At 62.3% G+C, this 25,249-nt stretch carries 27 protein-coding genes; all 27 read left to right on the top strand.

Annotated features, from left to right (window positions below; translation table 11 throughout):
• The first annotated feature begins 27 nt into the window (after positions 1–27).
• The 27 genes from K359_RS0134700 to K359_RS0134560 all read left to right on the top strand — a co-directional run bounded on the left by K359_RS0134700 (position 28) and on the right by K359_RS0134560 (position 25,225).
• Entirely contained in the window at positions 28–1,008 is a 981-nt protein-coding gene (locus K359_RS0134700) for a major capsid protein (protein ID WP_029083414.1), read from the top strand.
• Between the two features lie 75 nt (positions 1,009–1,083).
• Positions 1,084–1,461: a hypothetical protein gene (locus K359_RS0134695; RefSeq protein ID WP_029083413.1), complete on the top strand. Its 378-nt coding sequence runs from the start codon at positions 1,084–1,086 to the stop codon at positions 1,459–1,461.
• 47 nt (positions 1,462–1,508) lie between these two features.
• Entirely contained in the window at positions 1,509–1,937 is a 429-nt protein-coding gene (locus K359_RS53870; RefSeq protein WP_051346576.1) for a gp436 family protein, read from the top strand.
• Entirely contained in the window at positions 1,937–2,425 is a 489-nt protein-coding gene (locus tag K359_RS0134685) for a phage virion morphogenesis protein (protein WP_029083412.1), read from the top strand. The genes K359_RS53870 and K359_RS0134685 overlap by 1 nt, the downstream gene beginning before the upstream one ends.
• The gene (locus tag K359_RS0134680) at positions 2,425–3,009 is read left to right on the top strand and encodes a hypothetical protein (protein WP_029083411.1); all 585 of its coding nucleotides are present in this window, start codon (positions 2,425–2,427) and stop codon (positions 3,007–3,009) included. The genes K359_RS0134685 and K359_RS0134680 overlap by 1 nt, the downstream gene beginning before the upstream one ends.
• A gap of 109 nt (positions 3,010–3,118) precedes the next feature.
• On the top strand, positions 3,119–4,492 hold the full coding sequence (locus tag K359_RS0134670) for a hypothetical protein (protein ID WP_029083410.1): 1,374 nt from the start codon (positions 3,119–3,121) through the stop codon (positions 4,490–4,492).
• Between the two features lie 12 nt (positions 4,493–4,504).
• Positions 4,505–4,741: a hypothetical protein gene (locus tag K359_RS0134665; protein WP_029083409.1), complete on the top strand. Its 237-nt coding sequence runs from the start codon at positions 4,505–4,507 to the stop codon at positions 4,739–4,741.
• Positions 4,722–5,081 carry a GPW/gp25 family protein gene (locus K359_RS0134660; protein WP_029083408.1) on the top strand — a complete coding sequence of 120 codons (360 nt, stop codon included), beginning with the start codon at positions 4,722–4,724 and terminating at the stop codon, positions 5,079–5,081. The genes K359_RS0134665 and K359_RS0134660 overlap by 20 nt, the downstream gene beginning before the upstream one ends.
• Before the next feature lie 9 nt (positions 5,082–5,090).
• Complete coding sequence (locus K359_RS0134655; protein ID WP_029083407.1) at positions 5,091–5,969, top strand: baseplate J/gp47 family protein; 879 nt, start codon at positions 5,091–5,093, stop codon at positions 5,967–5,969.
• Between the two features lie 3 nt (positions 5,970–5,972).
• Positions 5,973–7,181, top strand: a complete 1,209-nt coding sequence (locus tag K359_RS57540; protein ID WP_051346575.1) for a phage tail protein I — start codon at positions 5,973–5,975, stop codon at positions 7,179–7,181.
• Between the two features lie 74 nt (positions 7,182–7,255).
• A complete protein-coding gene (locus K359_RS0134645) occupies positions 7,256–9,526 on the top strand; it encodes a hypothetical protein (RefSeq protein WP_029083406.1) in 2,271 nt (756 codons plus the stop codon).
• A gap of 9 nt (positions 9,527–9,535) precedes the next feature.
• Positions 9,536–9,718, top strand: coding sequence for a hypothetical protein (locus K359_RS0134640; protein WP_029083405.1), 183 nt, complete (start codon positions 9,536–9,538; stop codon positions 9,716–9,718).
• A 3-nt stretch (positions 9,719–9,721) separates the two neighbouring features.
• The gene (locus K359_RS0134635) at positions 9,722–11,188 is read left to right on the top strand and encodes a pyocin knob domain-containing protein (RefSeq protein WP_029083404.1); all 1,467 of its coding nucleotides are present in this window, start codon (positions 9,722–9,724) and stop codon (positions 11,186–11,188) included.
• Positions 11,189–11,245: 57 nt separating this feature from the next.
• The gene (locus tag K359_RS0134630) at positions 11,246–11,956 is read left to right on the top strand and encodes a hypothetical protein (RefSeq protein WP_029083403.1); all 711 of its coding nucleotides are present in this window, start codon (positions 11,246–11,248) and stop codon (positions 11,954–11,956) included.
• 2 nt (positions 11,957–11,958) lie between these two features.
• Positions 11,959–12,561 (top strand): hypothetical protein, encoded by a 603-nt coding sequence (locus tag K359_RS57535; protein WP_051346574.1) that lies wholly within the window; start codon positions 11,959–11,961, stop codon positions 12,559–12,561.
• 72 nt (positions 12,562–12,633) lie between these two features.
• Entirely contained in the window at positions 12,634–14,073 is a 1,440-nt protein-coding gene (locus K359_RS0134620; protein WP_029083402.1) for a phage tail sheath subtilisin-like domain-containing protein, read from the top strand.
• A gap of 96 nt (positions 14,074–14,169) precedes the next feature.
• A complete protein-coding gene (locus K359_RS0134615) occupies positions 14,170–14,694 on the top strand; it encodes a phage major tail tube protein (protein WP_029083401.1) in 525 nt (174 codons plus the stop codon).
• Between the two features lie 89 nt (positions 14,695–14,783).
• The gene (locus K359_RS0134610; RefSeq protein WP_029083400.1) at positions 14,784–15,065 is read left to right on the top strand and encodes a phage tail assembly protein; all 282 of its coding nucleotides are present in this window, start codon (positions 14,784–14,786) and stop codon (positions 15,063–15,065) included.
• 202 nt (positions 15,066–15,267) lie between these two features.
• Positions 15,268–18,858, top strand: a complete 3,591-nt coding sequence (locus K359_RS57530) for a phage tail tape measure protein (RefSeq protein WP_029083399.1) — start codon at positions 15,268–15,270, stop codon at positions 18,856–18,858.
• Positions 18,859–18,916: 58 nt separating this feature from the next.
• Positions 18,917–19,423 (top strand): phage tail protein, encoded by a 507-nt coding sequence (locus K359_RS53850; RefSeq protein WP_035977644.1) that lies wholly within the window; start codon positions 18,917–18,919, stop codon positions 19,421–19,423.
• The gene (locus tag K359_RS0134590; RefSeq protein ID WP_029083398.1) at positions 19,423–19,644 is read left to right on the top strand and encodes a tail protein X; all 222 of its coding nucleotides are present in this window, start codon (positions 19,423–19,425) and stop codon (positions 19,642–19,644) included. Before K359_RS53850 ends, K359_RS0134590 begins: the two co-directional genes overlap by 1 nt.
• Before the next feature lie 89 nt (positions 19,645–19,733).
• Positions 19,734–20,915: a phage late control D family protein gene (locus K359_RS0134585; RefSeq protein WP_029083397.1), complete on the top strand. Its 1,182-nt coding sequence runs from the start codon at positions 19,734–19,736 to the stop codon at positions 20,913–20,915.
• 13 nt (positions 20,916–20,928) lie between these two features.
• A complete protein-coding gene (locus K359_RS57525) occupies positions 20,929–22,101 on the top strand; it encodes an N-acetylmuramidase domain-containing protein (protein ID WP_051346573.1) in 1,173 nt (390 codons plus the stop codon).
• A gap of 4 nt (positions 22,102–22,105) precedes the next feature.
• Positions 22,106–22,585: a hypothetical protein gene (locus tag K359_RS0134575; RefSeq protein ID WP_029083396.1), complete on the top strand. Its 480-nt coding sequence runs from the start codon at positions 22,106–22,108 to the stop codon at positions 22,583–22,585.
• 40 nt (positions 22,586–22,625) lie between these two features.
• Complete coding sequence (locus K359_RS0134570) at positions 22,626–22,793, top strand: hypothetical protein (RefSeq protein WP_156928807.1); 168 nt, start codon at positions 22,626–22,628, stop codon at positions 22,791–22,793.
• On the top strand, positions 22,793–23,134 hold the full coding sequence (locus K359_RS0134565) for a hypothetical protein (protein WP_029083394.1): 342 nt from the start codon (positions 22,793–22,795) through the stop codon (positions 23,132–23,134). Before K359_RS0134570 ends, K359_RS0134565 begins: the two co-directional genes overlap by 1 nt.
• Before the next feature lie 126 nt (positions 23,135–23,260).
• Entirely contained in the window at positions 23,261–25,225 is a 1,965-nt protein-coding gene (locus tag K359_RS0134560; RefSeq protein ID WP_029083393.1) for a hypothetical protein, read from the top strand.
• Positions 25,226–25,249 lie beyond the last annotated feature (24 nt).

The raw sequence follows: 25,249 nt of genomic DNA, 5'->3' as shown, positions 1-25,249 counted from the left end.
GCCAGTCACCAACCTCAAGAGTGAGAAATGACTGAGACTCGTCTCGCGGACATGATCGTCCCGACCAAGTTCAACAAGTACGTCCAGGTGCTCTCGACCCAGAAGTCGGAGCTGTTCCAGTCGGGCATCATCACCGACCTGACCAGCGTCATCAACGCCGAGATCGAAGGCAAGACGGTCAACATGCCGTACTTCAACGATCTCGACGCCTCGGACGCCGAGCAGATCCTCGACGACACGACCGACCTGACCGTCAGCAAGATGACGACCGGCCAGGACGTGGCCGTGAAGCTTCTGCGCGGCAAGGCGTTCGGCTCGACCGACCTCGCGGCCGACCTGTCCGGCACGGACCCGATCGACGCGATCGCGAACCGTTTCGCCGACTGGTGGAACAAGCGCATGCAGACCGCGCTGCTCGCGACCCTGGCCGGCGCCATGGGCTCGACCGACATGGCGGCCAACGTCAGCGACATCTCCGCCCTGACCGGCGGCGCTGAGAACTTCGACGCCGACTCGTTCATCGACGCGGCCTTCTTGCTCGGCGACGAGCAGGGCGGTCTGTCGGCGGTCGCCGTCCACTCGCTGACCCTGAAGGCGATGGTCAAAGCCGACCTGATCGACTTCGTCCCGGACAGCCAGGGCAAGCTGACCATCCCGACCTATCTCGGCAAGACCGTGCTCGTCGACGACAGCATGCCGGTGACCGGCGCGGGCGCGAACCGCGTGTTCACCACCTACATCTTCGGCCCCGGCGCGATCGGTTTCGGCGAGAAGTCGCCGAAGGTGCCGGTGGAAGTCGAGCGCCAGGCTCTGAAGGGCATGGGCCAGGAGTACATCGTGAACCGCCGCCAGTGGGTCATGCATCCCCGCGGCATCAAGTGGCTCGGCGGCACCCAGGCCGGCGTCACGCCGTCCAACACCGAGCTGGCCAACACCAGCAACTGGCAGCGCGTGTACGATGCGAAGATCGTCCGCCTGGTGGCCTTCAAGCACAAGTTGGCCGCCTAATCGTCGCTGACGGTACCGAAACACAAGACCCTCCCCCTAATCCGGGGAGGGTTCTTTGTGACTCTGGAGACATTCATGTTTGGAGCAAAAGGCTTCCGAGCCCGCGAAGCGACCGCGAACTACAAGCGCCGCACTCGTCGCCTCGTGACGGACGAAGTCCGGGCAATTCGTTTCGCCAACCTGCACGGAAATGCGGAGCCGAAAGCTCCCGCCGCGCCGGTCGTCGAGCCGGTTGAGCCCACCGCACCGGCCGCGGAAGTGACCGACGAGACCAACGTCGAGCAGGTCGCTGAAGACGCGGAGACGTCAACTGCCGAAACCGCTGCCGATCAGTCCGATCAGGACCAGACCGAAGGCGACGAAGCAGATGGTACCGGCGACGAGACCGCGCCGAAGGAAGGCGAGGCCAAGACGGCCAGCGCCAAGCCGAAGGGCCCCAAGAAGAAGAAATAATTCAGGCTCAAAGTGCCGCGGTTTCCGCGACCTAACGAGGAAATGTAATGGGCTACGCGACCAAAGAGGACATCGACGAGCTTTACGGCACCGACCTCCTGGTTCGCGTGGCCGATTACGACAGAGACGGCCAGCCGGACCCCGACGTTGTCGCGAAGGGGCTCCAGTCTGCCGACGAGATCTGCGACGCCTATCTGTCGGCTCAGTATACGATCCCGGTGACCCCCACGCCCGGCGTGGTGAGGAACTGCGCGATCGACATCGCCGTCTACAAGATAGCGCTGGGCCGCACCGGCCGCACCGACGAAATGCGGGTGCGCTATGAGGATGCCCTGGCGCTCCTCGAGAAAATTTCCACCGGCAAGGTTGGCCTAGGCCTTCCGCCGGAGACCACCGACAACGGTGACGGCACGTCCACGACGACCAACCCGAACGTTAAGCGCTCAGGAGGCTCGTTCGACTGCGGGAGGGCCTGATGGCCGACCTTCAAGTCAGAGTCGATGCCAGCGACCTGCGCAAGCTGAACAAGCGCATCAGTGAGCTGCTGCACGACACACTCAATCTTCAACCGGTCTACGCAAGCGCCGCCGAGTACATGAAGAACTCGACGGTCAACCGCGTCCTGCGGAGCAAGACCGGTCCGGACGGCGAGCGCTGGGCGGCGCTGCGTGAGGTGACGGTCAAGCTCAAAGGTGGCAACGACAGCATCCTGTTTGACAGCGGTGAGCTGGCCAAGTGGATCCAGGTCGAGGACGTCACTCATGACGGCTTCGTCCTCAGTTCGACCGCACTCAACCACGAGGGCGAGCCGTACTCGTCCTATGTGCAGGACGGCGTGAAGCGAACCAAGGGCATGATCAGGCGCAAGAAGATCCCGCCGCGTCCGTTCATGGGCTTCTCAGACGAAAACAAGCGACGGATCTCCAAGATGATCCGTGATTATCTGGCGCATGGAGGCGACTGATGAGCAAGATCGTCGACTTCCGGCAGAGGATCGTCGACACCATCAAGGTCATGTACCCCAACATGGATGTCGACTGGTACGACGGGCTCTTCGACGAGCAGGACATCGCGGACTGGACGGTAAAGACGCCGTCCGCCCGCGTGGCCGTCATGAGCACCAACGGTGACCACGAAGTGACCGGCGAGCTGAACGCGCGCCTCCGATGTGTGGTCGTCGTCATCGACGAGAACCGGTTCGTCGCCCTCGACGGCGACGCTCGTGCCTGGGACTACGTCGAGAGCATCGCCCTCAAGGCGAACCTTTACAATTTCGGCGACCCAAATGCGGCGCCGGCAACCATGGTCAAGTTCCGCAGGATCAGCCAGCCAGTGCTTCGGCGCGAGGGTGTGTCGATCGGCGTCGTGGAATGGGAGAGCGACCTCACGATCGGTACCAACCGGGTCCGTGAGCGCGAGTTCTTCTATCGCCCGGACGGCTCGATGATCACTCAGGTCCCATCCAGCACCCACACCCGGGGCCATGTCCACACCGCCGCCGGCCTGCAGCGAGACGAGCAGACCGACTTTGACGCCTCCGAGGACTGAGCCGTGGCGAAGAAAAAGAAGAAGCTCTCGAAGCAGACCCTTATGACCGAGCTGCGGTTGGAGCGAAAGCGCCGCCGCAAACGCAAGGGCGGATAATCCGGAGTTACCGATGAGAGCCCTTCTGTCGATCGAGCGCCGCATGCAGGATCTCGAACGCAAGTTCGAGAACAAGGAGCGCCTCGGCAAGGTCGTTGCGATCAAGTACGAGAAGGATCGCTGGTACGTCAAAATGAATGACGGCCAGGACCAGACGCCGAGCGGATCGCAGTCAAATGCCGATCCGATGAACGGCGAAGGCACGGTCAAGAGCGACTGGCAGCCGTGGCAGAGCTTCTCCCACGGCACCATGAAGTTTTCAGTTCCGCCCAAGGTCGGTCAGGAAGTCCTGATGCGAGCGGTCGGCGGAATGCCTGAGCTGTCCACCGTCGAGCCATTCCACTATGGCCCGAAGACGCCGTCCCCGCACGGCAAGCAGGATGAGAGCGTCCGGCTGATCCACGAGAAAGAGGATCAGCAGCACTGGCAGCATCAGACCAAGGACACCAATCACCTCATCATCAAGACCAAGCAGAACAAGGGCGCCCCGGGCGGCCTTGGCGACATCGGCGGTCTTGGTGATCTAGCCAACATCGGCCAGATGGCTGGCTTCAGCGGCGCCGACTTCTCCGGCATGCTGGGAAGCCTCGGCAATCTCGGCAACCTCGGCAATCTCGCCGGCCTCGACATCTCGAACATCGCCAACCTGGCCGGCATCTCTGGCCTCGGCGACATCTCCAAGCTCGCCGACTTCGGCAGCATGGCCAAGATGTTCGGAATGCCCGACTTCGCGCAGCTCGGCAACGTCGCCGGGATCGCACAGCAGGTCACGGGCGCCGGCCTCACCAGCCAGGCCGGTCAGATGATCGGCGGCGGGGCAGGCGGCGGCGCTGGTATCCCGGCATCGCTCGGCGGCCAGCAGAAACAGGACGCGCCCAAGCTTCCGGACGTCCCGGAGGAGGGTGACGACGGCGTCACCCAGGTCAAGTCGACCAAGGAGTTCATCCTCAAGACGGTCGGCAAGAGCAAGTCGTACTACCGGCAGGACGGCGACAAGGTTCACCTCCGCTTCGGCGAGGACGGCGCCAAGGCCGACGTCCTAATGGACGAGAACCAGGTCAAGATCCAGTTCAAGGACAAGAAGGCCGTCGTCAAATGGACCGACAGCGACCTGAATGTCACCTTCGGTGAGGATAAAGCGAACATCAAGCTCGATGACTCCGCGATCGTTCTCACCCAGGGAAAGGACAAAGCCAAGGTCACGATCCAGGAAGACTACGTCGAAGTGAAGGGCGCCTCCGAGTGCTCCTGCGGCGTGGATGGTCGATGGGTCTACATCAACAATGGCCGAGTCAATCTCGGCGTATCCGGGCCAAAAGAAGCTGCCAGCGTCAGGGTGATGACCGAGTCCGGTCCATCCCAGGTCGTGTGGGCCAAGCTCGCCTGACGAAAGAGACCAATGCAAAAAAAGAAAAAGTACGTCGTCGGCGCCTCCTTCTGGAAAGACGGCGTTCAGCTCCCCGTGGGCAAGGAAATCTGGCTGTTTCCCTCCGAGGCCAAGTATCGCGGCAACGCGCTGGTCGACCCGGACCAGGTGATCGCCGTTCCGGCCGCTCCCGCCGCTGAGCCCGCCGCTCCCGTCGAGGCGCCTGCCGCCGACACTGAGAGCGAGCACGATGGCGACGCAGAGCACTGAGCACCTCGTCGACATCGATCGCTTCACTGGTGCGCTGATCCAAGGCTGGGAGCGCATCAAGCAGAGCATCTACGTCATCCTCACCACCAGGCTGCGCACTCGATTGATGCGCCTGTGGTGGGGGTCGAAGTTCATCGACATGCAGGACAAGCCTGGCAACCAGGAAGTCCTCATGGCCGGCATGATGGCGGCGATCGCCGCGATCAACACCTATGAGCCAGAGTTCAAGGTGACGCGCGTGTCGATCGACTCGTTCGATGCATCAGGGGAGATCACCATCACGATCGAGGGCATCGACCTCGTGGACGCTGCGCTGCGGCGAACCCAAGTAACAATCTAGCGAGGTCAGATGCCCAACTATACGTCGCCCGCGCTGTACATCGACTTCGCGAGGCTGCCGCCGCCCGACGTCATCGAGACGATCAGCTACGAGAACCTGCTCCAGGTCTACAAGGACCAGGTCGTCTCCAAGAACAGCAAGCTTCAGGCAGCCGTCAACCTGGAGCAGTCGCCCACCAACGTCATCCTTGAGGCTGAGGCCTACGGGGAGATGCTGGTGCGAGCCCGCGTCAATGCGGCGGCCCGCGCCGTCATGCTGGCCTTCTCCAAGGGGGCCGATCTCGACAATCTCGCCGCCTTCTTCGGCGTCGAGCGCGCTGCCGGCGAGACCGATGATAGCCTGCGCCGCCGAGCCCAGCTCGCGCCAGAGGCTTTTTCGACTGCCGGCTCCGAAGGGGCCTACATCTTTCAGGCCCTGACCGCCGACCCGATCAAGATCCGGGACGCCACTGCGGTCAAGGTCGACGATCGTGGCAGGGTGAGGATCTGCGTCATGGCCGCCGGGGCTGACCCGGTGCCGACCAACGACACCATCCTGAAGGTCCGCGACCGTCTCAATTCGAAGGGCATCAGGCCGCTCACCGACGTGATCAGCGTCGTTCCGGTCAAGGTGCTCCGACAGCAGATCGTCGCCAACGTGTCGCTTTATCCCGGCCCGGACGCCGCGCTGATCATGGCCGACATCGGCGCCGCCCTGAACAAGGTGCGGGCCAACGTTTCGCTGATCGGTCGAGACCTGACCCGGTCCGCCATCATTTCGGCCCTCAATCAGGAGGGCGTCCAGTCCGTCGATCTGATCTCGCCGGCAGAGAACGTCGTGGTCGACACTGACCAGTGCGCGCTTATCGAAAGCGCCGCGATCACGCCGCTCCAGCTGAGGGTGGAGTAAGACATGGCGACGTTTCCGACGCGCCGGATGGATCACATCCTGGCGCCGAACGCGACCGAATACGAGCGAACGCTGGCTTCCCAGGTCGATCGTCTCCTTGATCTGAACATCCCGATCCGGCTGCTCTGGAACCCGTGGGAATGCCCTGAGAACCTGCTGCCTTACTTGGCATGGGCTCTCTCGGTCGACCTTTGGGACTCGAGCTGGCCGGTCACCAAGCGGCGTAGCGTCATCGCCAACGCCATCAAGCATCACCGCCAGAAAGGCACGCTGCAGGGCATCGAGACCTATCTCGATCTCGTGGGCAGCAAGATCCTGAAGGCCGATCTGCCGCCGAGCACGGTTTTCTCCGGCCCCTCGTTGACGAGGGATGAGCGCGAGGCATGGCTGCAGAAGCTGCCGCAGATCCGGGTATGGCGTCAGTACGAGACGTCGATCAAGGGCAGGCGCATCTTCTCCGGGGGCAGCCGCTACCAGAGCTTCCTCACCGGGCATTTCCCTGGCCCGAACGACGCCATCACGCGCATGGCGCGGCGGGCGCGCTGGGTCGTCAAGGGCGTCGAAACGGACGCCAAGGTCGAGAACTTCGATGGCTTCTTCCGGGTCCATATCCCGGGACATCTGGAGCACTCGATCTTCTGCAACACGCCCTTCAACAAGAAGGGCAAGTTCCCGGTACCGTCCACGGCATACCAGCGGATCGTCTCGATCGAGCCGACCGTGTTGACGCCCTGGCGCAACTCGATCACGCCTTCTCTCCAAGCGGTCACCTCGGAGCCCGAGCTGGTCGCCGTCGCGGGCAAGGAAGGTCACGCCGTCTACAGCAACCGCATCAATTACAATCGGTTCTACATTCCGTCGATGTCAGGCTATCGTCTCTTCGAGCGATATGCGGTCAACGATGGAACGGCAATCCAGAAGCGACCGTCGATCCAGTTCATGGGCGTCGGCCGGTACGGCATCAAGCCGAAGACCGCCGAGCTTAAGGTGGAGATGAAGACGAAATGGCCGGCTTGGAAGGCGCGCCTCAACGAGGCGAGCTATCCGAAGTCACGCTTCTTCACGCCGCATGATGGAACGCTGATGGCGAAGAACAGGCAGGCGGTCATTGCCGCCAAGCGCCTGTCAGACCAGATCCTGCTCGACACCAATACAAAGCCTGGGTTCGTCGCTGGCCTGCCGCGATGGGCCGGCGACCCCATCGTCATCTGATCATTCAACCGATGCACATGAGCCCATCGTCCGCGGGGACGGTGGGCTTTTTCGTGCGCAACGAGAGGCCCTAAATGGACCGCCAAGTAATCTTCCGCGACTATCAGGAACAGGTCGCTTCCGATCACAACAATCTGCAGGACTACGTGCAGGCGGCGATGGACAACATCGTCGCGGACGGCATCGCCGCCACCCGCAAGTATTCCGGCATGATCATCACCAAGACCGGCCAGGTCGAAGTCACCGTTGGTGCGGGCCGCGTCTACGACGGCGGTCAGGTGTTCGGTCGTCGGACGGTCCTGACGCAGTCGCTCGCCACCTATGTGGCCGCTGCCGCGAAGCGCATCGTCACCATCTCGGCCTACGGCCAGGAAGTGGATACCGATGTCGAGACCCGCGACTACCTGACGGACGTCGACACCGGCACCGTCGAGCCGCGCGCCGTCTCGATGACCCGTTCCCGCGACGCCCAGATCGTCTTCACGGCCGGCGCCGAAGCGGCTGACCCGGTGCCCCCGGCGGTTCCCGCCACGCACGTCGTGGTCGCCAACGTTCTGCTCGACACCACGCAGATCGTCTCGATCGACATGCTGGACCAGAACGCGGTCGTGTCCACGGACGCACTGGACATCCGCACCGACCTGCTTGAGGCGTTCCGCGCCATCATCGAGCCGCGCGTGACCTCGCTTGCCTCGGACCTGGCGGAACTCGCCAACCGCATCAACTCGCTGGGCGACAGCTCCGAGATTTACCGCATCGAGGAAGACCTCGCGCGAGTAAAGCAGAGCCTGCGCTATCCGGCCGACGCTTCAGGCTTCGACGCCGACTTCTACCTCGACCAGAACAAGTCGGACACCACCAACACCCAGCTCCTCGGCTACGACTGTAAGATCGAGGAAGGCATCCGCTTCTCGGATGCGAACTCCAACCAGTTCGAGATCACGCTGTTCTCGGCGAACGACCCGAACGCCAGGAACATCGGCGGCTACCTGATCCCGGCGTACTACGATCAGGTGAAGATCCAGACCGGCGCCTACGTCAATTCGCTGGGCATGGCCCAGTACGGCTATCAGGTCAACAACATGCAGGTGGGATACATGTCCCGCACGCGCCTGCGCTACGGTGGTGGCCTGTCGGTCTGCACGAACGGCAACGAGTACAACTACCCGGGTGAGGCCCCGTCGAGCACGAATCTGTACGACTACGGCACCGTGGGTTTCACCACGTCGTATGTCGATGGCCGTGACCCGTACAACTACTTCCACTACAATGAGCGCACCGACACCTGGTGGCTCGATACGTGGCAAGAGCCGTACATGTACACGGTCACCACGGATCTCGCGATCACCGGCGCCCAGGTCGCTCAGACCTTCCTGGTCTCGAACGACATGATCTGCACCCGGCTCGGGTTCTACGTCGCGGCGAAGGCTGCGAACGAAGACATCCACGTCACGCTGTGCGAAGTCACGAACGGCATGCCGGACCTGACCAAGGTCATCCTCAAGACGGTTCAGCCGCAGGCCAGCATCGGCTTGCAGTGGAACACGGTCGCAGTCCAGCCGACCTTCCTCGCGAAGGGCAAGCGCTACGCGGTCGTTCTCATCTCGAACGCGAACCACCAGATCGGCATGACGTCCGGTCAGTCCTACCTGGACGGCACGTTCTTCTATTCGACGGACGGCATCTACTACCAGGGCGACCTGACCAAGGACATGATGCTGCTCGTTTACGGTGCGGCGTTCCCCTCGGCACAGGTCGCGATCGAGTTCGCTCCGATCACGCTCGATGGCGGCTTCCGCACCATCGACATCCTGGCCGAACAGTGGGTGCCCGCGTCGTGCCAGCTGGTCTTCGAGATGCGGCCGAACGGAACCGGTCAATGGCTCCCGTTGTCGAAGGACAATGCGGACATCCTGGCTCAGGCTCCGCCGCTGGCTCAGTTCCGCGCTCGCTTCGTCGGCACGCAGGACATGCAGCCGATCCTGCATCTCAGCGGATCGCGCGTGAAGGTGTATCGGCCGAAGACGTCGCTCAAGCACGTCTCGATCAAGCACACCGTACCGCCGCTCTCGAACGTCGCCAACAACCTGACGGTCAAGATCCGGCTCGAAGCCTTCGACGCCACGCCGCACACGCACGCAGCGACGGTTCGCGTTGGTTCGACGGACTACAATCCGGCCAGCAGCGTGGTGACGCTCGAAGATGCGACGTCCAACCGGTACATGAAGACGATGACGTTCAGTCTGCCCGCGGGCACGACCCAGTTCACCATCAGTCAGACCGGCACCACCAACTCTCCGCAGGTGACGTATCACGTCGCCGAGCGGACCTACTACACGAAGTAAGAGGTCAACATGGCAGACGAAACCCCCGCGGGACCGCAGCCCGATCCGGCGAAGCGCTACCGCGTCAAGCTGGCTCGCGCCATCGAAGTGGCTCCGGGCATCTACGGTCGTCCCTTCGATCACGAGGTGATCATCGAGGGAAGCGCCATCGCCGGTTTCGGCGACGCGATCATCGGCTTCGAAGAGGTCTAAGCAATGCCGCGTCGGTTCGACCAGTTCTACAGGGTGAAGGCGAGGGATAACCTCGGCGACCCCGACTATTGGAACCGGCGCTTCGAGGACATCGATCGCCGAGTTTCCTCCAACGAGGACGGACTCGACGCAATCGGCGGTCTGACGGCTTACGTTGAGGGCCTCGCCCTCAACCGCCTCGACCTCGTCCTGGCGCCAGCCCTGGACAAGATCGCACTGGTGAGCGAGCAGGGGTTCTTGCTCGCTCACTCCTTCTCAACCGTCACTCTCGACACCAACACCACGCAGGTGTTCTCGATCCCGGACCAGGCGGAGCGCGAGCTGTTCGCGCCTTCGCCGTTCGTGACCATTGTGCGGGAGGCGAACCAGACGGACTACGCTTTCGCCAGGACCGTCGATTTCGACCATGTGTCTGGCCAGCTCACCGTGCAGCCGGTTCAGATCTTCGGCAATCCCGGCCCTCACAGCGACTGGATCATCTACGTCGGCTCGGCCGTCTCAAAGGCTGTTGAGCAGATGCTCAACGATACCAAGGCTGCCCGCGACACCGCCCTGCAGTACAAGGGCGACGCAGCGACCAGCGCGGCTCAGGCCGCTGCTGACCGGGCATCGATCGCCCAGGCGAAGACGGACACTCTGGCGGCTCGCGACGCGGCTGCTCAATCGGCCCTGAATGCGCAGACGTGGGATCCGACGAACTACGCCACGAAGGCTGTGAACAACGCGACCTTCGTTTCGTACCTCATCGCGCAGAACCTCGGCGTAGCGCCGCGAGATCTGGCGCGGAAGAACCTCGGGATCTTCTGGCAGCAGGCCGTTCCAGCCGCCACGGACTGGAACACTCTTACGGACGAGGGGACCTACTACTCCTCGCAGCCGACCATTGCCGGCAAGAATGCGCCGGGCACCGTTGGAACATTCTGGTATCTGCAAGTCCAGGCTTACGGGCAGGATCTTGAGAACTACGTGATGCAGCGGGCCGTTCAGCTCGACACCAACTCGACCGTCAATGCGTACTGCCGCGTTCTCGCGGCCGGAACGTGGGGTGCATGGAAGCCAGTGCTGACGGGCGACAGCATCGCCACAGTTGCCAACATGAAGAGTGGCACAGGCTCCGGAGTCATCAACGTCGCCAACGCCTATTCGGCGGCGGCATTCTATCCCGTTGGATCTGTCGGGGCGGGAACGCTCACCATCGACATGAACAATGGGAGCCGTCAGTTTATCACGCTGGCCGGCAACATCACCGTCGCGGCGCCTTTGAACCCAAAGGATGGCCAGGTGTTGGAACTGCTCTTCGCTCAGGACGCCACCGGCAATCGCACGGTGTCGTGGGCTGCGTTGTGGCGATTCCCTGATGGTGTTGCTCCTGCGGTCTACGCTGGCGCAAACAATGCCTCTCTGATCGTCAGTGCGACTTACAGCATCGCCGCCGGCCAGTGGATGGCTGCGGCCTGGAAGCCGTACTAACACCTTCGCCCGGCTGGTCTTCGTGATCGGCCGGGCTTCTCTTTCAGGAGTTTTCGGATGCCTTTGATCCTTCCGAACCGAAGGGTTCTGGGCGTGCCGCCGCGCGTCATCACGGGCGGCATCATCTACAACACGCCCGGGACCTACAATCTCGTCATCCCCCGGTTCAACATGCTCATTGTTGACGTGAAGGGGGCGGCTGGTGGCGGCAGTGGAGCTTGCCACTACTACGACCAGGACAACGTGGCGGGAGGCGGCGTCGGGCCTGGTGTCGGCGTGGGCGGGTCGAGCGGGACGACGCCCAACTACACGTACCTTCTCGGAGGCAACTCGAACCCTGGCGGCTTCTCGCAGTTCAGGGATGCGATCTCTGGCCTCACGTTGAATGCTGGCGGAGGCGCCGGCAACACCGGAGGTGACTGGTTTCACACCACATACCAGGGCGGTCAGGTGCCGCAATCTTCGGCCGGCACAGGCACTGGCGGAAACTGGACCAACAATACCGGCGGCGGCGCAGCTGCCGGAACGTACGGATTCAACCCGAACTGCTACAGCCCGGCAGTCGGCGGCTTTGTCACCTCGTACGGCGGTTGGGGCGGCAACGGAGGCCAGGCGGTCTCGCACCTTGACTGGACGAACTTCGCCTATCTCTTCGGCCGCACTGTGACAATCGTCGTCGGACAGGGTGGCGCGGCTGGCGCAACGCCCGGAGGCGGCACAAACGGCATCGGCGGCGGCAATGGATCCGTCTCTGTCAATTGGAGTTGACCTTGCTCTATGTAAAAGACAACGGTCAGGACGGTTTTCTTGAGATCCCTTACGGAGCCTCGTTCACCGGATCTGACGAAGCAATTCATCCATACCAATGCATCGAGCTTTGGGATGAAACGGACCTGAACGCCATCGGCGTTTTCAGGGTGGAGCCTGCGGCTCTGCCCACCGACCCGGAGGTCTCGATCTCCGGATATCACTTCGAGAAGGGGTCGGACGGAGTGATCAAGCAGGTGCTGGACTTGATCCAGCCTCCGCCTCCGACCAAAGACGATCTGAAGGCCTATGCGGCTTCGAAGCGGTACGCCAAGGAAGTCGGCGGGACGGTCTCACCGACCTACGGCTTCCTCTACACGGATCGCGACACGCGGGCACTCATCGCCCAGAGCATCCAGTCGATCGACCTGCAGATCGTGACTGAGCCGATCAACTGGAAATCTCCGGCCGGCTTCGTCTCCCTCGATCGCGCAGCACTCGTTGCAATCTCTCGGGAGATGGCGACGTTCGTGCAGACGACCTTCGACAAGGAGGCCGAGATCGACAGCAAGATCGCTGACGGAACGATCGCCGCGAAAGCGGAAATCGACGCCGCCTTCGCCTAACCCCGCAACAACCAAATCCAACCCTCCAAGCCGCTCCATCCGGGGCGGCTTTTTTGTTTGGGAGAACCATACGTGACTGTTCAATACCTCCACGGCATCGAGACGATCGAACTCGATAGCCCCTCCGGACCGGTCGAGACCGTCAAGTCGAACGTGATCGGCTTGGTCGGCACGGCGCCGGACGCTGACCCGGATCTCTTCCCGCTCAACACTCCGGTGCCGGTGTTTGCCGACGCACTGAAGGCGGGTCAGCTGAAATCCACGGGCACGCTGCTCGACGGCATCGACGCGATCTACAGCCAGAAGTCGGCTGTCGTGGTTGTGGTCCGTGTCTCCGAAGGCCAGAGCCAGGAAGAGACCTGGTCGAACGCTGTTGGCTCGCCCAGCGGCAAGACCGGCGTCTGGTCGCTGCTCAAGGCGCGTCCGATGCTCGGCCTCATCCCGAAGCTGCTGGTCGCCCCGGGCCACACGTCTGGCCGCCCGACCAACGGTGTCGCCAACCTGGTGATCGGCGACGAAGGCGACGGCTACGTTCTCGCCACCACGTCCATCAGCATCGCCGCGCCTCCGGCCGGTGGTCGCACGGCCAAGGCGGTACCGCAGGTGGTCGGCGGCAAGCTGACTGGCGTAGTCATCACCGACCCGGGCTACGGCTACACGGGCGCTGCTCCGGCCGTGACCGTCACGGGCGCCGGCACGGGCGCCGCGGTCACCGCAACCCTCGGCCACGTCGCCAACCCGGTTGGTGTTGCACTGGCCTCCATCGTCGACCGCCTGCGTGCGGTGGCCTTCCTCGACGGTCCCGGCACCTCGTACGAGGACGCCGTCCAGTACCGTCAGGACTACGGCAGCCAGCGCATCTCGTTCGTCGACCCCGGCGTTCTGAGCTGGGACACCGAGAACTCCATCTACGTGACGAAGCCCGCCTCCGCCTACGCGGCCGGCATCCAGGCTCGTATCGATGAGGAGAAGGGCTTCTGGTACTCGTTCTCGAACGAGCTGATCCAGAACATCGGCGGCCCCGCCCGTCCGGTGGACTTCATGGTCAACGACCGCGACTGCGAAGCCAACCAGCTGAACAGCCAGCAGGTCACGACCATCATCCACGATGACGGTTTCCGGTTCTGGGGCCTCCGCGGCACCGGCACCGACCCGCTGTGGGCTCAGCTGTCCGTGCGCCGCACGGCCGACATGGTCTACGAGAGCCTGGAGCGCGCTGAGCGCTCGCGCCTCGACAAGCCGTTCAGCCTCCAGCTGCTCGCCGGCATCCAGGGCGACGTCAACAAGTACCTCCGTCTGCTCCGCTCCCGCGGCGCGCTGATCGGAGGCAAGTGCTGGATCGACCCGACCGTCAACACCGCCGCGACCTTCTCGGCCGGTGAGCTGACGGTGGACTTCGATCTCGAGCCCCCGGCCTGCTTGGAGCATCTGCAGTTCCGCGCTTCGCGAAATCCGAACTACTACACGGACTTCATCGAAGAGTTCAACCGCACGATCGCCAACAACGGCTAACGCGCGGCTCTCCGCAGCAATCACCCACAACACAGCTAGTCACGAGCCGCTCGGTCCTTCGGGATCGGGCGCGCTCTGGCATGGCCGGAGACATCAATGGCAAATCTTCGCGACTCCAACATTTTCCAGGACTTCACGGTCTGGATCGACGACATCGGCAAGATCGGCGAAGCGCCGAACTTCCAGCCGCCCGAGATCAACATCCAGACGGAAGAGTTCCGTGGTGGTGGTATGGACGGCACCATCGAAATCCCGATGGGCATCGAAAAGATCGAGTTCGACATCGATCTGCACGTCTGGGACGAGCAGATCTGGCAGAACCTCGGCTACGGCCCGGGCTCGCTCGACGTTCCCGTCACCTTCCGCGGCTACCTGCTGTCGGCAAGCGGCGCCGAGAAGGGCGTCATCATCGAAACCCACTCGCTGATCAAGGCGATCAAGACGAGCAAAGTCGAGGCCGGCAAGAAGGCTGAGATGACCGTCAACCTCTGTGCCAACTACTACCGGCACGAGATCAACGGCGTCACCGTCACCGAAATCGACGTGTTCAACAAGATCACGAACATCGGCGGCACCGACCAGAGCGCAAACGCTCGACGGATCCTCGGCTTCACCTACTAAGGTGACGTCAGAGAGATCACCCCAACTGGCCTCGCCCTAACCGGCGGGGCCTTTTTTCTTTCTGTGCAAGACAAGGCGTGCAAACCACTATGGCTATCGAGAAGAAGAATTTCCCGCTCAAGTTTCCGTTCGAGTTCCGCGGCGCGAACTACACCGAGTTCAATGCTCGTCGCCCGAAGGTTCGTGACATCCGCAACTTCATCAAGGGTGTCGAGAAGGACGGCATGAGCGCGATGGAGAAGGTGCTGGCAGACCTGTTTGAGGTCGACAACACCATCATCGCCGAGATCGACTCCGAAGACTTCGCTCCCATGAAGGCATGGTTCGAGCATTTTTTGGAACTCATGTCGGGCGAATCCAGCGAATCCTAATCGACAGCTTCCCGATCTTCGAGCGCTTCCACTGGACGCTCGGAGACGTGGAGGCGTTGGAATGGGATGACTTCTGCGTCATATCTGACGGCGTCAAGGCGCTAAACGAGCGAGACGCCGAGGAGATAGCAAGACTACGTGCGCAGGCTCAGGGCAACAAATAGCCCTGGGCCCCATTTTTTTTGACTCTCGGGGAGCGGCAATGTCCGACAACAATCTCGACATCAGGGCACGCCTTACGGGCGAGGATAAGCTGTCCCCGACCGTCGTGAAGCTCTTGGCCAAGATCAAGAGTCTCGAAGAGCAGATGAAGAAGCTCGGCAAGGCCGGCTCCAGCATCGAATCCATCCCGATGGAGAACTACGTCAAGGCCGCCAACAAGATGGGGCGCTCGCTCAATGGCCTGACGAAGAAGCACTACGATTGGGCGAAGGCAAACGGCGTCCATACGGAACGTGCGCAGCTGTCCTGGGGCAAGCTCACCAATCGGATCAGGGATCTGAAGGACCAGCACGAGCAACTCGTGAACTCGCACAAGCGAGGGTCGAAGACGATGGCTGCAAACATCGAGAAGCAGCTGCGAAACGAATACAAGAACGCGGTCGCCTTCAAATATCTCTACAACAAGACCAACGATGACCGCCTAGCGATGCATCGGCGCGTCACCGAGCAGCTCTCCAACCTGGAGGCTGCCCACCTCAGGAATGAGGAGCGCCGTCAGCGCACCCATGTAAGCAACCTCAGCCGCATGCGACGTGACGCGATGCGCAGCATGGGAATGGCGGCCAACTTCGGCAGTAGCGCAGCACCCTATGCTGCTGCCGCTGCTGCAGCAACCGGTTACGCAGGCGTCAGCGCGTTCCGCACGCGCATGAAGATCGATACGGCCGAGACGAACATGAGAATGTTCGCCGAAATGAGCCAGGAGCAGGTCAAGGAATTTCGTCGGTCCTACGGTAATCGTGCCGCGATCAGGTATGGCATGGCGCCCGACCAGATGCTCGACTCATTCACCGAAGTTCGCAAGGCGGGCATTCCGCAGGACAAGGCGCAGGCCGTCACAGACACGATCCTCAAGGCCGGAGCAGGCCTCGACCTCGATCTGAAGGAGACTACCAGGTTCGCAACTCGATTGGCGACCCTCACTCAGGATATGAGCAACCTCAATCCTGAGAAACTGAAGAAGATGCTCAACTCGGTGGCCGTTGCCGGTATTGCGACCGCGGCGGACCCGAATGAAATTATCGCGGCCAACCGGCGGGCATCCGGTGCGTTTGCATCTTCGAAGCTGGATCCAAATGAGCTGCCCGCGTTTACAGGTCCCGGCATTTCGGCTGGCCTGCCTTCGAGCAAGACGGGTACCTTCATCGGCTTTATCGTCAACGAACTCGTTGGCGGAAAGTATGCCAGGGGTCAGCGAGCAAAGGACCTCGGCAAGGCTGCGAATATGCTCGGCCTTGGTGGTCGGCAAGCGATGTCGGCCAAGATGGCGGCGAATCCGACCGAAACGCTGCTCCAGATCTTCGACAAGATGGGCACGATGTCGGAGGAGAAGCAGTCGCAGATTGCAACGCTGCTCGGCATGCGCGAATGGCGAGACGAGCTGCAAACCTTCGTTCAGGTTCGCGACGACATTCGACGCACTCTCAAGGAAATCCGCGATCCCAAGAATGCAGACACGCTCGACAAGATCAGCGATGAAAAGCTGAAATCGCTCGCCGGGCGATGGAAGTCCTTCGTTTCTGCCATGACTCTCGTGTGGGAGTCGGTAGGCGCGGGGTTTGAGAAGGCATTCACCCAGATCTCTGCGTTCTTCACAGATTATCTGGGCCGGATCGACACGTCGAAGATCACCAATACCGTCGAGGCGTTTACGGACGGACTGGTCGCCGGCATGGGCTTCAACAGCTGGTCCGATATGCTCAAGGCGGCCTTCGGCGATCCCACGACTGCAAAGGGCTACGCGAAGGAAGTCTTCGGCTTTGTGAAGGGGTTTGTCGGCGAGATTAGCCGTGCGGCCAAGATGATCGGCGGCATGATGACCGCGGTTTTCAAGGCATTCGGAGGCAAGGAGGGCGACCCCGAGTCTTGGGGCAAGTTCACCGCTCAGCTCATTGAGTTGGTAGCAGCCCTGAAGGCAATCGGGACTGTGGCCGGTTATCTCGAAGGCATCGTCACGTTCGTGAAGGGAATTGGTGGCCTTCTCCTGAAGATCACGGGTATCCCGGGCATCCTGGCGCTCCTCGGCGTTGGTGCAGCTGCGGCCTCTGATGCAGCGGTCAGCGACTCTCACATTCGCCGACCGGGCGAGTCCGTTAAGGACTTCCGGGCGCGCGAGTCCAAGTTGAAGGAGCTGCGCAATTACAAGCCGAGCGGAGATCCCCTGTTCCAGCCGACGAGCTTCGGCGGAGCGACTGACTTCTCCGGACGCCGACGCGGCACGATCGACGACCTGTCCGAGAACCTCAACAAGTTCACGGGCAAGGTCGAGCGCGCGGCGTTCATCAGCAACGGACCCGGCGGCCTGCAATACGCAGCTCTGGGCGGCGGCTCCGGCCGCGGTCTGGTCGGGTCTGGCGGCGGCGGCCTCGTCGGAGGCGTTCCCAGCCTGCTCAAGAGCACCCCGGGCGCGGCTCTCCCTGACTTCGGGGTAGGGCGCGCCGGCAGCATCATCGGTCGCGACAAGATCCCGTCGATCGGCGGTTCGTCTGGCGGCGGCCTGAGCCGGTCTGGCTTTGACAGGGTGTTCGCAGGAACGCCTCTGGCTGGAAAGTATGACCAGATCGTCGACGCAGCGAAGGCTAATGGCATCAGCCCGTCACTTCTCGCGGGCGTCATGGCCCAGGAGTCGGGCAAGGGCAAGTTCCTGTCAGGCAACAACCCTGGCGGCATCATGGATCCAGCCACCGGCTGGAAAACCAAGATGCAGTTCAACTCGCTCGATGCCGGCATCGACCAGACGGCGAAGAGCGTCGCGAAGAACTGGAACGCGGCTGGTGGCGACCTCGGAAAGATGGGGAGCAAATACGCTCCGATCGGGGCGGCCAACGACCCGCGTGGACTGAACAGGCATTGGGTGCCCGGCGTTCAGAGCTTCATGAACCAGATGGGCGACGGCTCGGGTGCGGCTGCGGCTGCGGCCGGTGTGACGCCAGGTCTGGCTGACAAGCTCGGCCTCCGCGGCAAGGCCAACTTCATGAAGGGGCAGTATGGCGGCGTTGGTCAAAACCAACAGACCATCATGACGGCCTCCGGCAAGAAGTTCACGGTCAATGCGGCGGCGGCAGAGTCCTTCAAGGGCTTTGTCGACGAGCTGGAAGCGTCTGGCTACAAGGTGAACTCGCTCGGCGGGTTCAACATGCGCCAGAAGCGCGGCAGCTCCGGCTGGTCGCAGCACGCCTACGGCAACGCGATCGACATCAACCCCGGCACCAACCCGCAGTATGGCGGGACGGACATGCCCGACAATGTTCGGGACATGGCGGCCAAATACGGCCTGTCATGGGGTGGAGACTGGTCGAAGCGGTTCCGCGACCCGATGCACTTCGAGTGGAACGGAACGCAGCCGTGGAAGGACGTCCCGTCCGCGAGCGACGCCATCAAGAATGTGCCTCCGGTCCAGTCTCCGGCCTCGCTCGGCGCAGGCCAGATGCGGGGCGGAACGGGCGGTCCCGTGCAGATCCACATCAACGGCAGCAGTCACGACCCGGAAGCGCTGGCGACGCTGGTGCAGCGCCGGATCGACGAGTCGATGAACTGGCGGACCCACGATACCGCGTCCGAATACACCTAACGCAATTGACCCTGGCCCTACGGGGCCGGGGTCCTTTCTCCAACCTCAGAGGAAATAGATGGCTGACGTTCTTCTTGGTCTCGGCTCGCAGGATCCCAATGCGAACGACGCGACCGGTCTGATCCTCTTCTACGTGCCGTCGAAGGGCATCGACACCCCAAACTTCGAGACAATTCAGCGCGACGCGCAATACACCTGGACGTCGGCCGATCGCCTCTCGCGCGATCCTGCGATGCAGTTCACTGGTCCAGGTGAGGACAATGTGGTCATCGAGGGCCGCATGTACCCCTATCACTTCGGTGGCATTTCCACACTTGAACGCATGCGTTTAGCCGGCCGCGCCGGCAAGCCGATGCTGCTCGTGAGGTTCTATCCGCTCACCAATCCGGACGGCTATGGCTCGGAGGTGATTGGAAACTACGCCATCAGGCGAGTGCGAACCGCGGAGTCGAAGATTGGCGCCATCGGCATCGCTCACAAGATCGATTTCACTCTGGAGCTGACTCGCTACGGGGACGATCTGACCTCGACGTCCACGATCGTCAATAACTTCGAGGCGACCTAATGTCGACGTACATCACCAAGCTTTACGATCGCCTCGACCGCATCTGCTTTGACCGCTATGGCTCGACCGACAATCAGATTGTCGAGTGGGTCATCGAGCAGAACGACGGTGTCGAGCTGCGCGGGATCGTCCTCCCGATGGGCATCACGATCAACCTTCCGGAGGCGCCGCGCAAACTGACGCAGCCCCCGGTCATCCCGCAGGTCTTCCTCTGGAAGTGATTTAGACGCGATCGCGTATATCCAGCGAATATACGCACTCGCGTATCTGGCCGCCCTCCGGGGCGGCTTTTTGCGTTTTAGGAGGCATCGTGACCACTGGCTACACCCCGATCTACCGGGTCTTCAAAGGTGGCGAGGACATCACTGGCCGGCTCAACGACCGGACGCTTCAGATCAGGGTCGATCTTCAGTCCGGCAACGGCAACGACGATCAATGCACCATCCTCATCGACGACCGCGACTGGCGTGTCGCTCGGCCGCTGACTGGTGAGACTCTTCAGATCTGGCTCGGCTACCAGGAAGTAGGCCTTGCCTACATGGGCTCATTCGAGATCGACGACGTAACGTTCCTCGGTCCGCCCCGAAATATCAAGCTGGTCGGCAAATCGACCGGCGCGACCGACATCCAAAAAGCTCCCACCATAAGGGAGTTCGATAACAAATCAGTCTCCGACATCCTCGGTCAAATGGCCCAGCAAACTGGCCTCGGTCTGTCCATCTCGGGCGACCTCGGAGCGCTCAAAATCCCCTTCAAGAACCAGGTCGTCAGCAACCTGCACATGATCCACGAGCTGGAGCGCATGACAGGAGCTGTGGCCAAGGTCGTGGACGGCAAGCTGATGTTTGCCAAGCGCGACGGAGGCGAGACCACGAGTGGAGTCGCACTGCCGACGCTTGTGCTTCAGCCGGAGCACTTCGGTACCTGGCAGGTTCGCTACACCAGCAAGCCTGGCTACGGAGAGGTCAAGGCCTCGTGGTTCGACAAGGACGAGATGGTCCGCAAATGGGTCGGCTCACCGGTCACGAGCGGAGACGGAGGAGTTGGACTCGCCAAGAAGTTCGGCGGCGCTTTCAACATCGGCCAACTCTTCAACTCTGAAGCGGAAGCCAAGGCGGCAGCAGGCTCTCAGGCCGAGAACCTCAAGCGCGCAGAAGTGCAGGCGGTGTTCGATCTCGCCAAGGGCGACCCTTGGATCCGTGATCAGCAGACGCTGATCGTGACCGGCATGCGAGACGGCATCAACGGCTCGTACGTCATCGACAAGGTGACCCACACGTACATCAAGAGCACCGGCATCAAGTCGCAGATGGAGTGCAAGCTCCCGGGCGACGGCGCCGACTACGCGGAAGCGTCCAAGGAGTTCATGCGGCCAGGACCGGGTGAGACGCTCGGCGAATACCTCCGCACCCACCCCAATGTGAAGCGCGACGACCTCACCCAGCGGGACATCGACGCAATCGCCGAGGGCGGTTTCACCACCAATCCGTAACAACGAGTATCACATGTTCAGTCAAGAGATCATCGACGCCATCGTGCAGGCGGCGAAGGCCGAAGGTTGGCCCGCGTCGGCGCTGCTCGCCGTCGTGGAATGCGAAACCTCGGGCAAGCCGTTCGAGCAGGACGGCCACACGCCCTCGCTGCTCTTCGAGCGGCACAAGTTCTATTCCGAGCTGCAGAAGCACCAGCCGAGCAAGCTCAAGTCCGCCATCATGGCTGGACTCGCGATCCCGAAGTGGAGCCGCAACACCCAGTACAAGGACCAGGGCACCTCTGCCGGCCGGCTGAACGTCATCGCGAAGGCGCGCAAGATCGACGAGGAGGTCGCCAACCGTGCGGCTTCCTGGGGTCTCGGGCAGACCATGGGCTTCAATGCCGAGCGCCTGAAGTATCCGAACGCGACCGAGATGGTCGACGAGCTGTCGAAGGGCATCGCAGAGCAGATTGATGCGCTGGTCCGCGAGATCAAGACCAGCCACCTGGACAAGTTCCTCATCGCGAAGAACTTTGCCTCGTTCGCCCGCGGCTACAACGGCGCCGGCTACAAGCAGAACAACTACGACACCCGCATGAAGACGGCGGATGAGCGCTGGGAACGGCGCCTCGGCCAGATCTCGCAGGGCGAGTTCTATCCCAAGCCGGGCAAGACCGTCACGCTGGTCTACCAGACCAAGCTGAAGGAGCTGGGTTTCAACGTCGGCAAGCTCGATGGCGACTGGGGCGATCTGACCACGGGCGCTTGCTCCGCGTTCCAGCGGCGCGAAGGCCTGAAGGTCACCGGCCATCCGAACGATGAGACCACGGCGCTCCTCTACAAGACCGAGGAGAAGCGTGAGATCGCCCCGGAGCGCGCCTCGGCGACCGTCGACGATCTGCGCTCTGCCGGCTCCCAGACGATCCAGGCGGCCGACAAGGGCTCCCTGATGTCGAAGATCCTGGTTGGCGCTGGTGCCCTCGGCGGCGCCTCGCAGACCGGCGCTCTCGATCAGATCCAGGGCATGGTCGACAAGGTCAATCAGCTCAAGGGTGTCATGGACTCGATCCATGACACGGCGCACGCGCTCGCACCGTACTGGTGGGTCGGCGTGATCGTCGTCGGCTTCGTCACCTGGAAGCTCTACGGCGACGTCATCAAGCGGCGTCTGCACGATCACCAAACCGGAGTTCACCTTGGATAAAGTCATGGCAAGGGCCGCCGCCTTCAGGGAGGCGGTCACGTTCTATTGGGCGAAAGCCCAGGGAATGCTCACCAACTGGAAGGTCAAGGTCATCGCGGCCTTGATCATCCTCGTCGTCACCGCCGGATATGCCTATCACCTGGGCGAGGCCGGCAAGTCGGATCTGCAGGCGCAAGTCAGGCAGCTCAAGGAAGACCTGGCGCAGGCCGACGAGAGGTCGGTGCCGCAGCCTGAAATCCCGTACTGGCAGTGCAACGGGCCGAAAGAGACCCGTCATCCGCAGTGCCCGGACGATAGCGCGGCCGATGAGGCCAACCAGCGCGAGGACGAGCTGAAGAAACAGCTCTCCGAGTCCGAAGCGGCGAAAGCCAATCTCCAAAAGAAGGTCAAGGACTATGAAACGCAGCTGGCTCGCCGGCATGCGAAGGGCCGGGGGCTTGTTCTGTCTCCCGCTGATGCTCGCAGCCTGTCAAACATCCGGTAGCAACGCTCCCGTGGAGCAGCGGCCGAACATCGAGGCCTGCATGAGGGTCGCGCAGAGGGTTGATCTGCCGCCCATCAAGGCCGGCATGGACACCCGTACCGTGATCGCCCGCTACCGGGCCGCGCTGATCGGCGCAAACACCAACATCGAAGACACCAAGGCCTGCATGGCCCTGCTCGATCGAGCAGAGAAGGAAGGCTACCTTTAATGGCCATGGATTTTTCAGAGGCTCTGCAGCTCGTGGGGCCGTTCCTCGCCATTGCCGGATTCGTGTCCGGCATCTGGTGGAAGGTCGAAGGCAAGATCGATAAGGTCCGCTCCGACGCCGATGCTGCTGTCGCCAAGGCACAGGTCAAGGCCGAGGACGCGATGAAGGAGGTGACCGCGTTCAAGCTCAAGGTGGTCGAGGAGTACGCCTCCTGGGATACCGTTAGGGCGATCGAGACTCGGCTCACCGAACGCATGGACAGCTTGTCGGACGCGGTCATGAAGATGCCCGATGCGATCGTCGATCGCATGGTCAACATGATCAAGCTGACATCCAAATAACGCTTGACTGCTCCGTTTGCATTCTGATATTTGCACGAAGGCAAATGATGTGCTACCTCCGAGGCCGAAATCTCGGGGGTAGGCACACCCTCGTGGTTTCGGGTTCCCAACCAACCACAGGGTAAAATGACGCTCCTCACCACCGAAGAACGCGCTCGCAGAAAGCAGGTCATCGAAGATCTGCTCAAGCTGGGTTACCACCCGCAGGGGCAGCGTGGGGGCCTCGCCTCCGCCACCAAGACTGCGGAGCGCCGCGACGGCATCAACTATCCGAACTGGGTCCGCGCCGAAGAGGCGCTGAAGCGCAAGCGCCGCGAGAACTTCGCGGTCGACTGGTCGCTCTACATCCCGCCTGTAAAGACCGCCACCGTGACCCGCGGTGCCGAAGAAGCAGGCGAAGAACTGTCCGCCGAAGACCACGCCCACAAGCGTGCGGAATCCCTCTCCGCGGAAGTTACCTCCCTCATCACCGCATCGAACTATCCGGTCATCAACCCGGATGCCATCATCATCGACTCCTACCTGGTGCGTCGTTACGACCGCCAGCTGGGCGCCTACGTCATCAAGGAGGGCACGCCCCGCACCTGGATGAGCGACACCCTGCGCGTCGAGCCCGTCGAGGACTCGCGTGGCCGCAGCTTCATCTTCACCGGAGCGCAGAACGACGCTCCGCTCCACGAGGAGTTCTGGGCCAACCTCCAGGCCTACGCGGCCTACATCGACGCCGAGATCGTCGTCGGTCCCTGGACCTACGAGACCCAGTGGTGGGCCGAGAACAACCCAACCGCGCGTGCCTACGCCACCGAGCTGTCGCCGTATCTGTGCTTCGGCCAGATGAAGGTCGGCGACAACTTCATGTTCTGCGGCGAGATGAACACGCTGCCGACCGCATCCGCGCCGATCTCCGATCTGGTGACGTACAGCCGGGGCCGCTGGGCCGTGTTCCCGCACGCCAAGCGGCAGCTCAAGAGCGTGCCCTCGACCGATCCGACGATCCAGGCCCACCAGGTCATGACGTCGGGCGCCGTGACGCGCCCCAAGGTCATCCCGCGCAAGGCCGGCGTGAAGTCTCTGTTCCATCAGGTGATCGGCGCCACCGTGGTCCAGTTCGACGAGGACGGGGACATCTTCTGCCGCCAGATCACGGCCAACGATGATGACGGCTCGTTCTATGACCTCGACGCCTATGTGGCGAACGCCGAGGTCACGACCGGGCACCGCGTCAAGGCGATCACCATGCCGGACATCCACGTCCGCAAGATCGACCAGACCAACTGCATGGCCATCTTCGGATGGGATATGCGGGGCGGCCGAGCGCAGTTCCGCAACAGCATGGTCGACGTCCTCAACCCCGAGAACGTCATCCTGCACGACATCTTCGACAACGAGGCTCGAAACCACCACCACGTCCACGACAACGCCCACAGCTACGAGATGGCGATCCGTCGCCGCGACAGCGTGGAGAACGAGGTCGATGGAGTCGGCGATTTCCTGGCGCTGCTGGCGCGCGAGGACCGCAAGGCCATCATCGCCGAAGGTAACCACGACCTGGCGCTGGAGAAGTACGTCCGTGAGGGCCGGTACCGCAACGACGGCACCAACATCCGTTACGGCCTCCAGCTGGAGGATGCCTACCTCGGGTATGTCGAGGAGCGCTCCTACGCGCTGGACAATGACCTGCCGTTGCCGCGCTTCTCGCTGCTGGAGCACGCAGTCCGGATCAAGCGCCCAGAGCTGGGCGAGCTGGTCCAGTGGTGCGTCGACGGCTACAGCTTCCTGATCGACGGCATCGAGGTCGGCAACCACGGCTTCCGCGGAGCGAACGGCGCCAAGGGCACCGTGGCCGGCTTTGCGCGGGCAGGGCGCAAGATGTCGATCGGCGACAAGCACAGCCCCGAGATCAACGAGGGCGTGTACGTCTCCGGCGTCATGAACCTGCGTCACGGCTACAACAAGGGCCTGTCGGGCTGGGCGGTCACCGTGACCATTCAGTATCCGGATGGGAAGCGTTCACTGGCCACGCTCCAAAAGGGCAAGTGGCGTCCGGGACGGCGGGTCATCCGCATGCCCGCTGCGTCTTTCGTTGTCTAATCGCTTGCATGAATGCAAATAAGG

The sequence above is a fragment of the Bradyrhizobium sp. th-b2 genome (genome assembly GCF_000426785.1).
Lineage (GTDB): Bacteria > Pseudomonadota > Alphaproteobacteria > Rhizobiales > Xanthobacteraceae > Bradyrhizobium > Bradyrhizobium septentrionale.
This window is presented reverse-complemented; position numbering and strand designations above follow the sequence as displayed.

What these genes read in the sequence shown, in the direction of transcription:
- K359_RS0134695 (WP_029083413.1), top strand. Translation starts at nt 1,084, where the DNA reads ATGTTTGGAGCAAAAGGCTTCCGAGCCCGCGAAGCGACCGCGAACTAC.
- K359_RS0134670 (WP_029083410.1), top strand. Translation starts at nt 3,119, where the DNA reads ATGAGAGCCCTTCTGTCGATCGAGCGCCGCATGCAGGATCTCGAACGC.
- K359_RS0134685 (WP_029083412.1), top strand. Translation starts at nt 1,937, where the DNA reads ATGGCCGACCTTCAAGTCAGAGTCGATGCCAGCGACCTGCGCAAGCTG.
- K359_RS0134630 (WP_029083403.1), top strand. Translation starts at nt 11,246, where the DNA reads ATGCCTTTGATCCTTCCGAACCGAAGGGTTCTGGGCGTGCCGCCGCGC.
- K359_RS0134610 (WP_029083400.1), top strand. Translation starts at nt 14,784, where the DNA reads ATGGCTATCGAGAAGAAGAATTTCCCGCTCAAGTTTCCGTTCGAGTTC.
- K359_RS0134635 (WP_029083404.1), top strand. Translation starts at nt 9,722, where the DNA reads ATGCCGCGTCGGTTCGACCAGTTCTACAGGGTGAAGGCGAGGGATAAC.
- K359_RS0134590 (WP_029083398.1), top strand. Translation starts at nt 19,423, where the DNA reads ATGTCGACGTACATCACCAAGCTTTACGATCGCCTCGACCGCATCTGC.
- K359_RS53850 (WP_035977644.1), top strand. Translation starts at nt 18,917, where the DNA reads ATGGCTGACGTTCTTCTTGGTCTCGGCTCGCAGGATCCCAATGCGAAC.
- K359_RS57540 (WP_051346575.1), top strand. Translation starts at nt 5,973, where the DNA reads ATGGCGACGTTTCCGACGCGCCGGATGGATCACATCCTGGCGCCGAAC.
- K359_RS0134665 (WP_029083409.1), top strand. Translation starts at nt 4,505, where the DNA reads ATGCAAAAAAAGAAAAAGTACGTCGTCGGCGCCTCCTTCTGGAAAGAC.
- K359_RS0134680 (WP_029083411.1), top strand. Translation starts at nt 2,425, where the DNA reads ATGAGCAAGATCGTCGACTTCCGGCAGAGGATCGTCGACACCATCAAG.
- K359_RS0134640 (WP_029083405.1), top strand. Translation starts at nt 9,536, where the DNA reads ATGGCAGACGAAACCCCCGCGGGACCGCAGCCCGATCCGGCGAAGCGC.
- K359_RS57525 (WP_051346573.1), top strand. Translation starts at nt 20,929, where the DNA reads ATGTTCAGTCAAGAGATCATCGACGCCATCGTGCAGGCGGCGAAGGCC.
- K359_RS0134565 (WP_029083394.1), top strand. Translation starts at nt 22,793, where the DNA reads ATGGCCATGGATTTTTCAGAGGCTCTGCAGCTCGTGGGGCCGTTCCTC.
- K359_RS0134645 (WP_029083406.1), top strand. Translation starts at nt 7,256, where the DNA reads ATGGACCGCCAAGTAATCTTCCGCGACTATCAGGAACAGGTCGCTTCC.
- K359_RS0134615 (WP_029083401.1), top strand. Translation starts at nt 14,170, where the DNA reads ATGGCAAATCTTCGCGACTCCAACATTTTCCAGGACTTCACGGTCTGG.
- K359_RS53870 (WP_051346576.1), top strand. Translation starts at nt 1,509, where the DNA reads ATGGGCTACGCGACCAAAGAGGACATCGACGAGCTTTACGGCACCGAC.
- K359_RS57530 (WP_029083399.1), top strand. Translation starts at nt 15,268, where the DNA reads ATGTCCGACAACAATCTCGACATCAGGGCACGCCTTACGGGCGAGGAT.
- K359_RS0134660 (WP_029083408.1), top strand. Translation starts at nt 4,722, where the DNA reads ATGGCGACGCAGAGCACTGAGCACCTCGTCGACATCGATCGCTTCACT.
- K359_RS0134560 (WP_029083393.1), top strand. Translation starts at nt 23,261, where the DNA reads ATGACGCTCCTCACCACCGAAGAACGCGCTCGCAGAAAGCAGGTCATC.
- K359_RS0134575 (WP_029083396.1), top strand. Translation starts at nt 22,106, where the DNA reads ATGGCAAGGGCCGCCGCCTTCAGGGAGGCGGTCACGTTCTATTGGGCG.
- K359_RS0134570 (WP_156928807.1), top strand. Translation starts at nt 22,626, where the DNA reads ATGAGGGTCGCGCAGAGGGTTGATCTGCCGCCCATCAAGGCCGGCATG.
- K359_RS0134700 (WP_029083414.1), top strand. Translation starts at nt 28, where the DNA reads ATGACTGAGACTCGTCTCGCGGACATGATCGTCCCGACCAAGTTCAAC.
- K359_RS0134655 (WP_029083407.1), top strand. Translation starts at nt 5,091, where the DNA reads ATGCCCAACTATACGTCGCCCGCGCTGTACATCGACTTCGCGAGGCTG.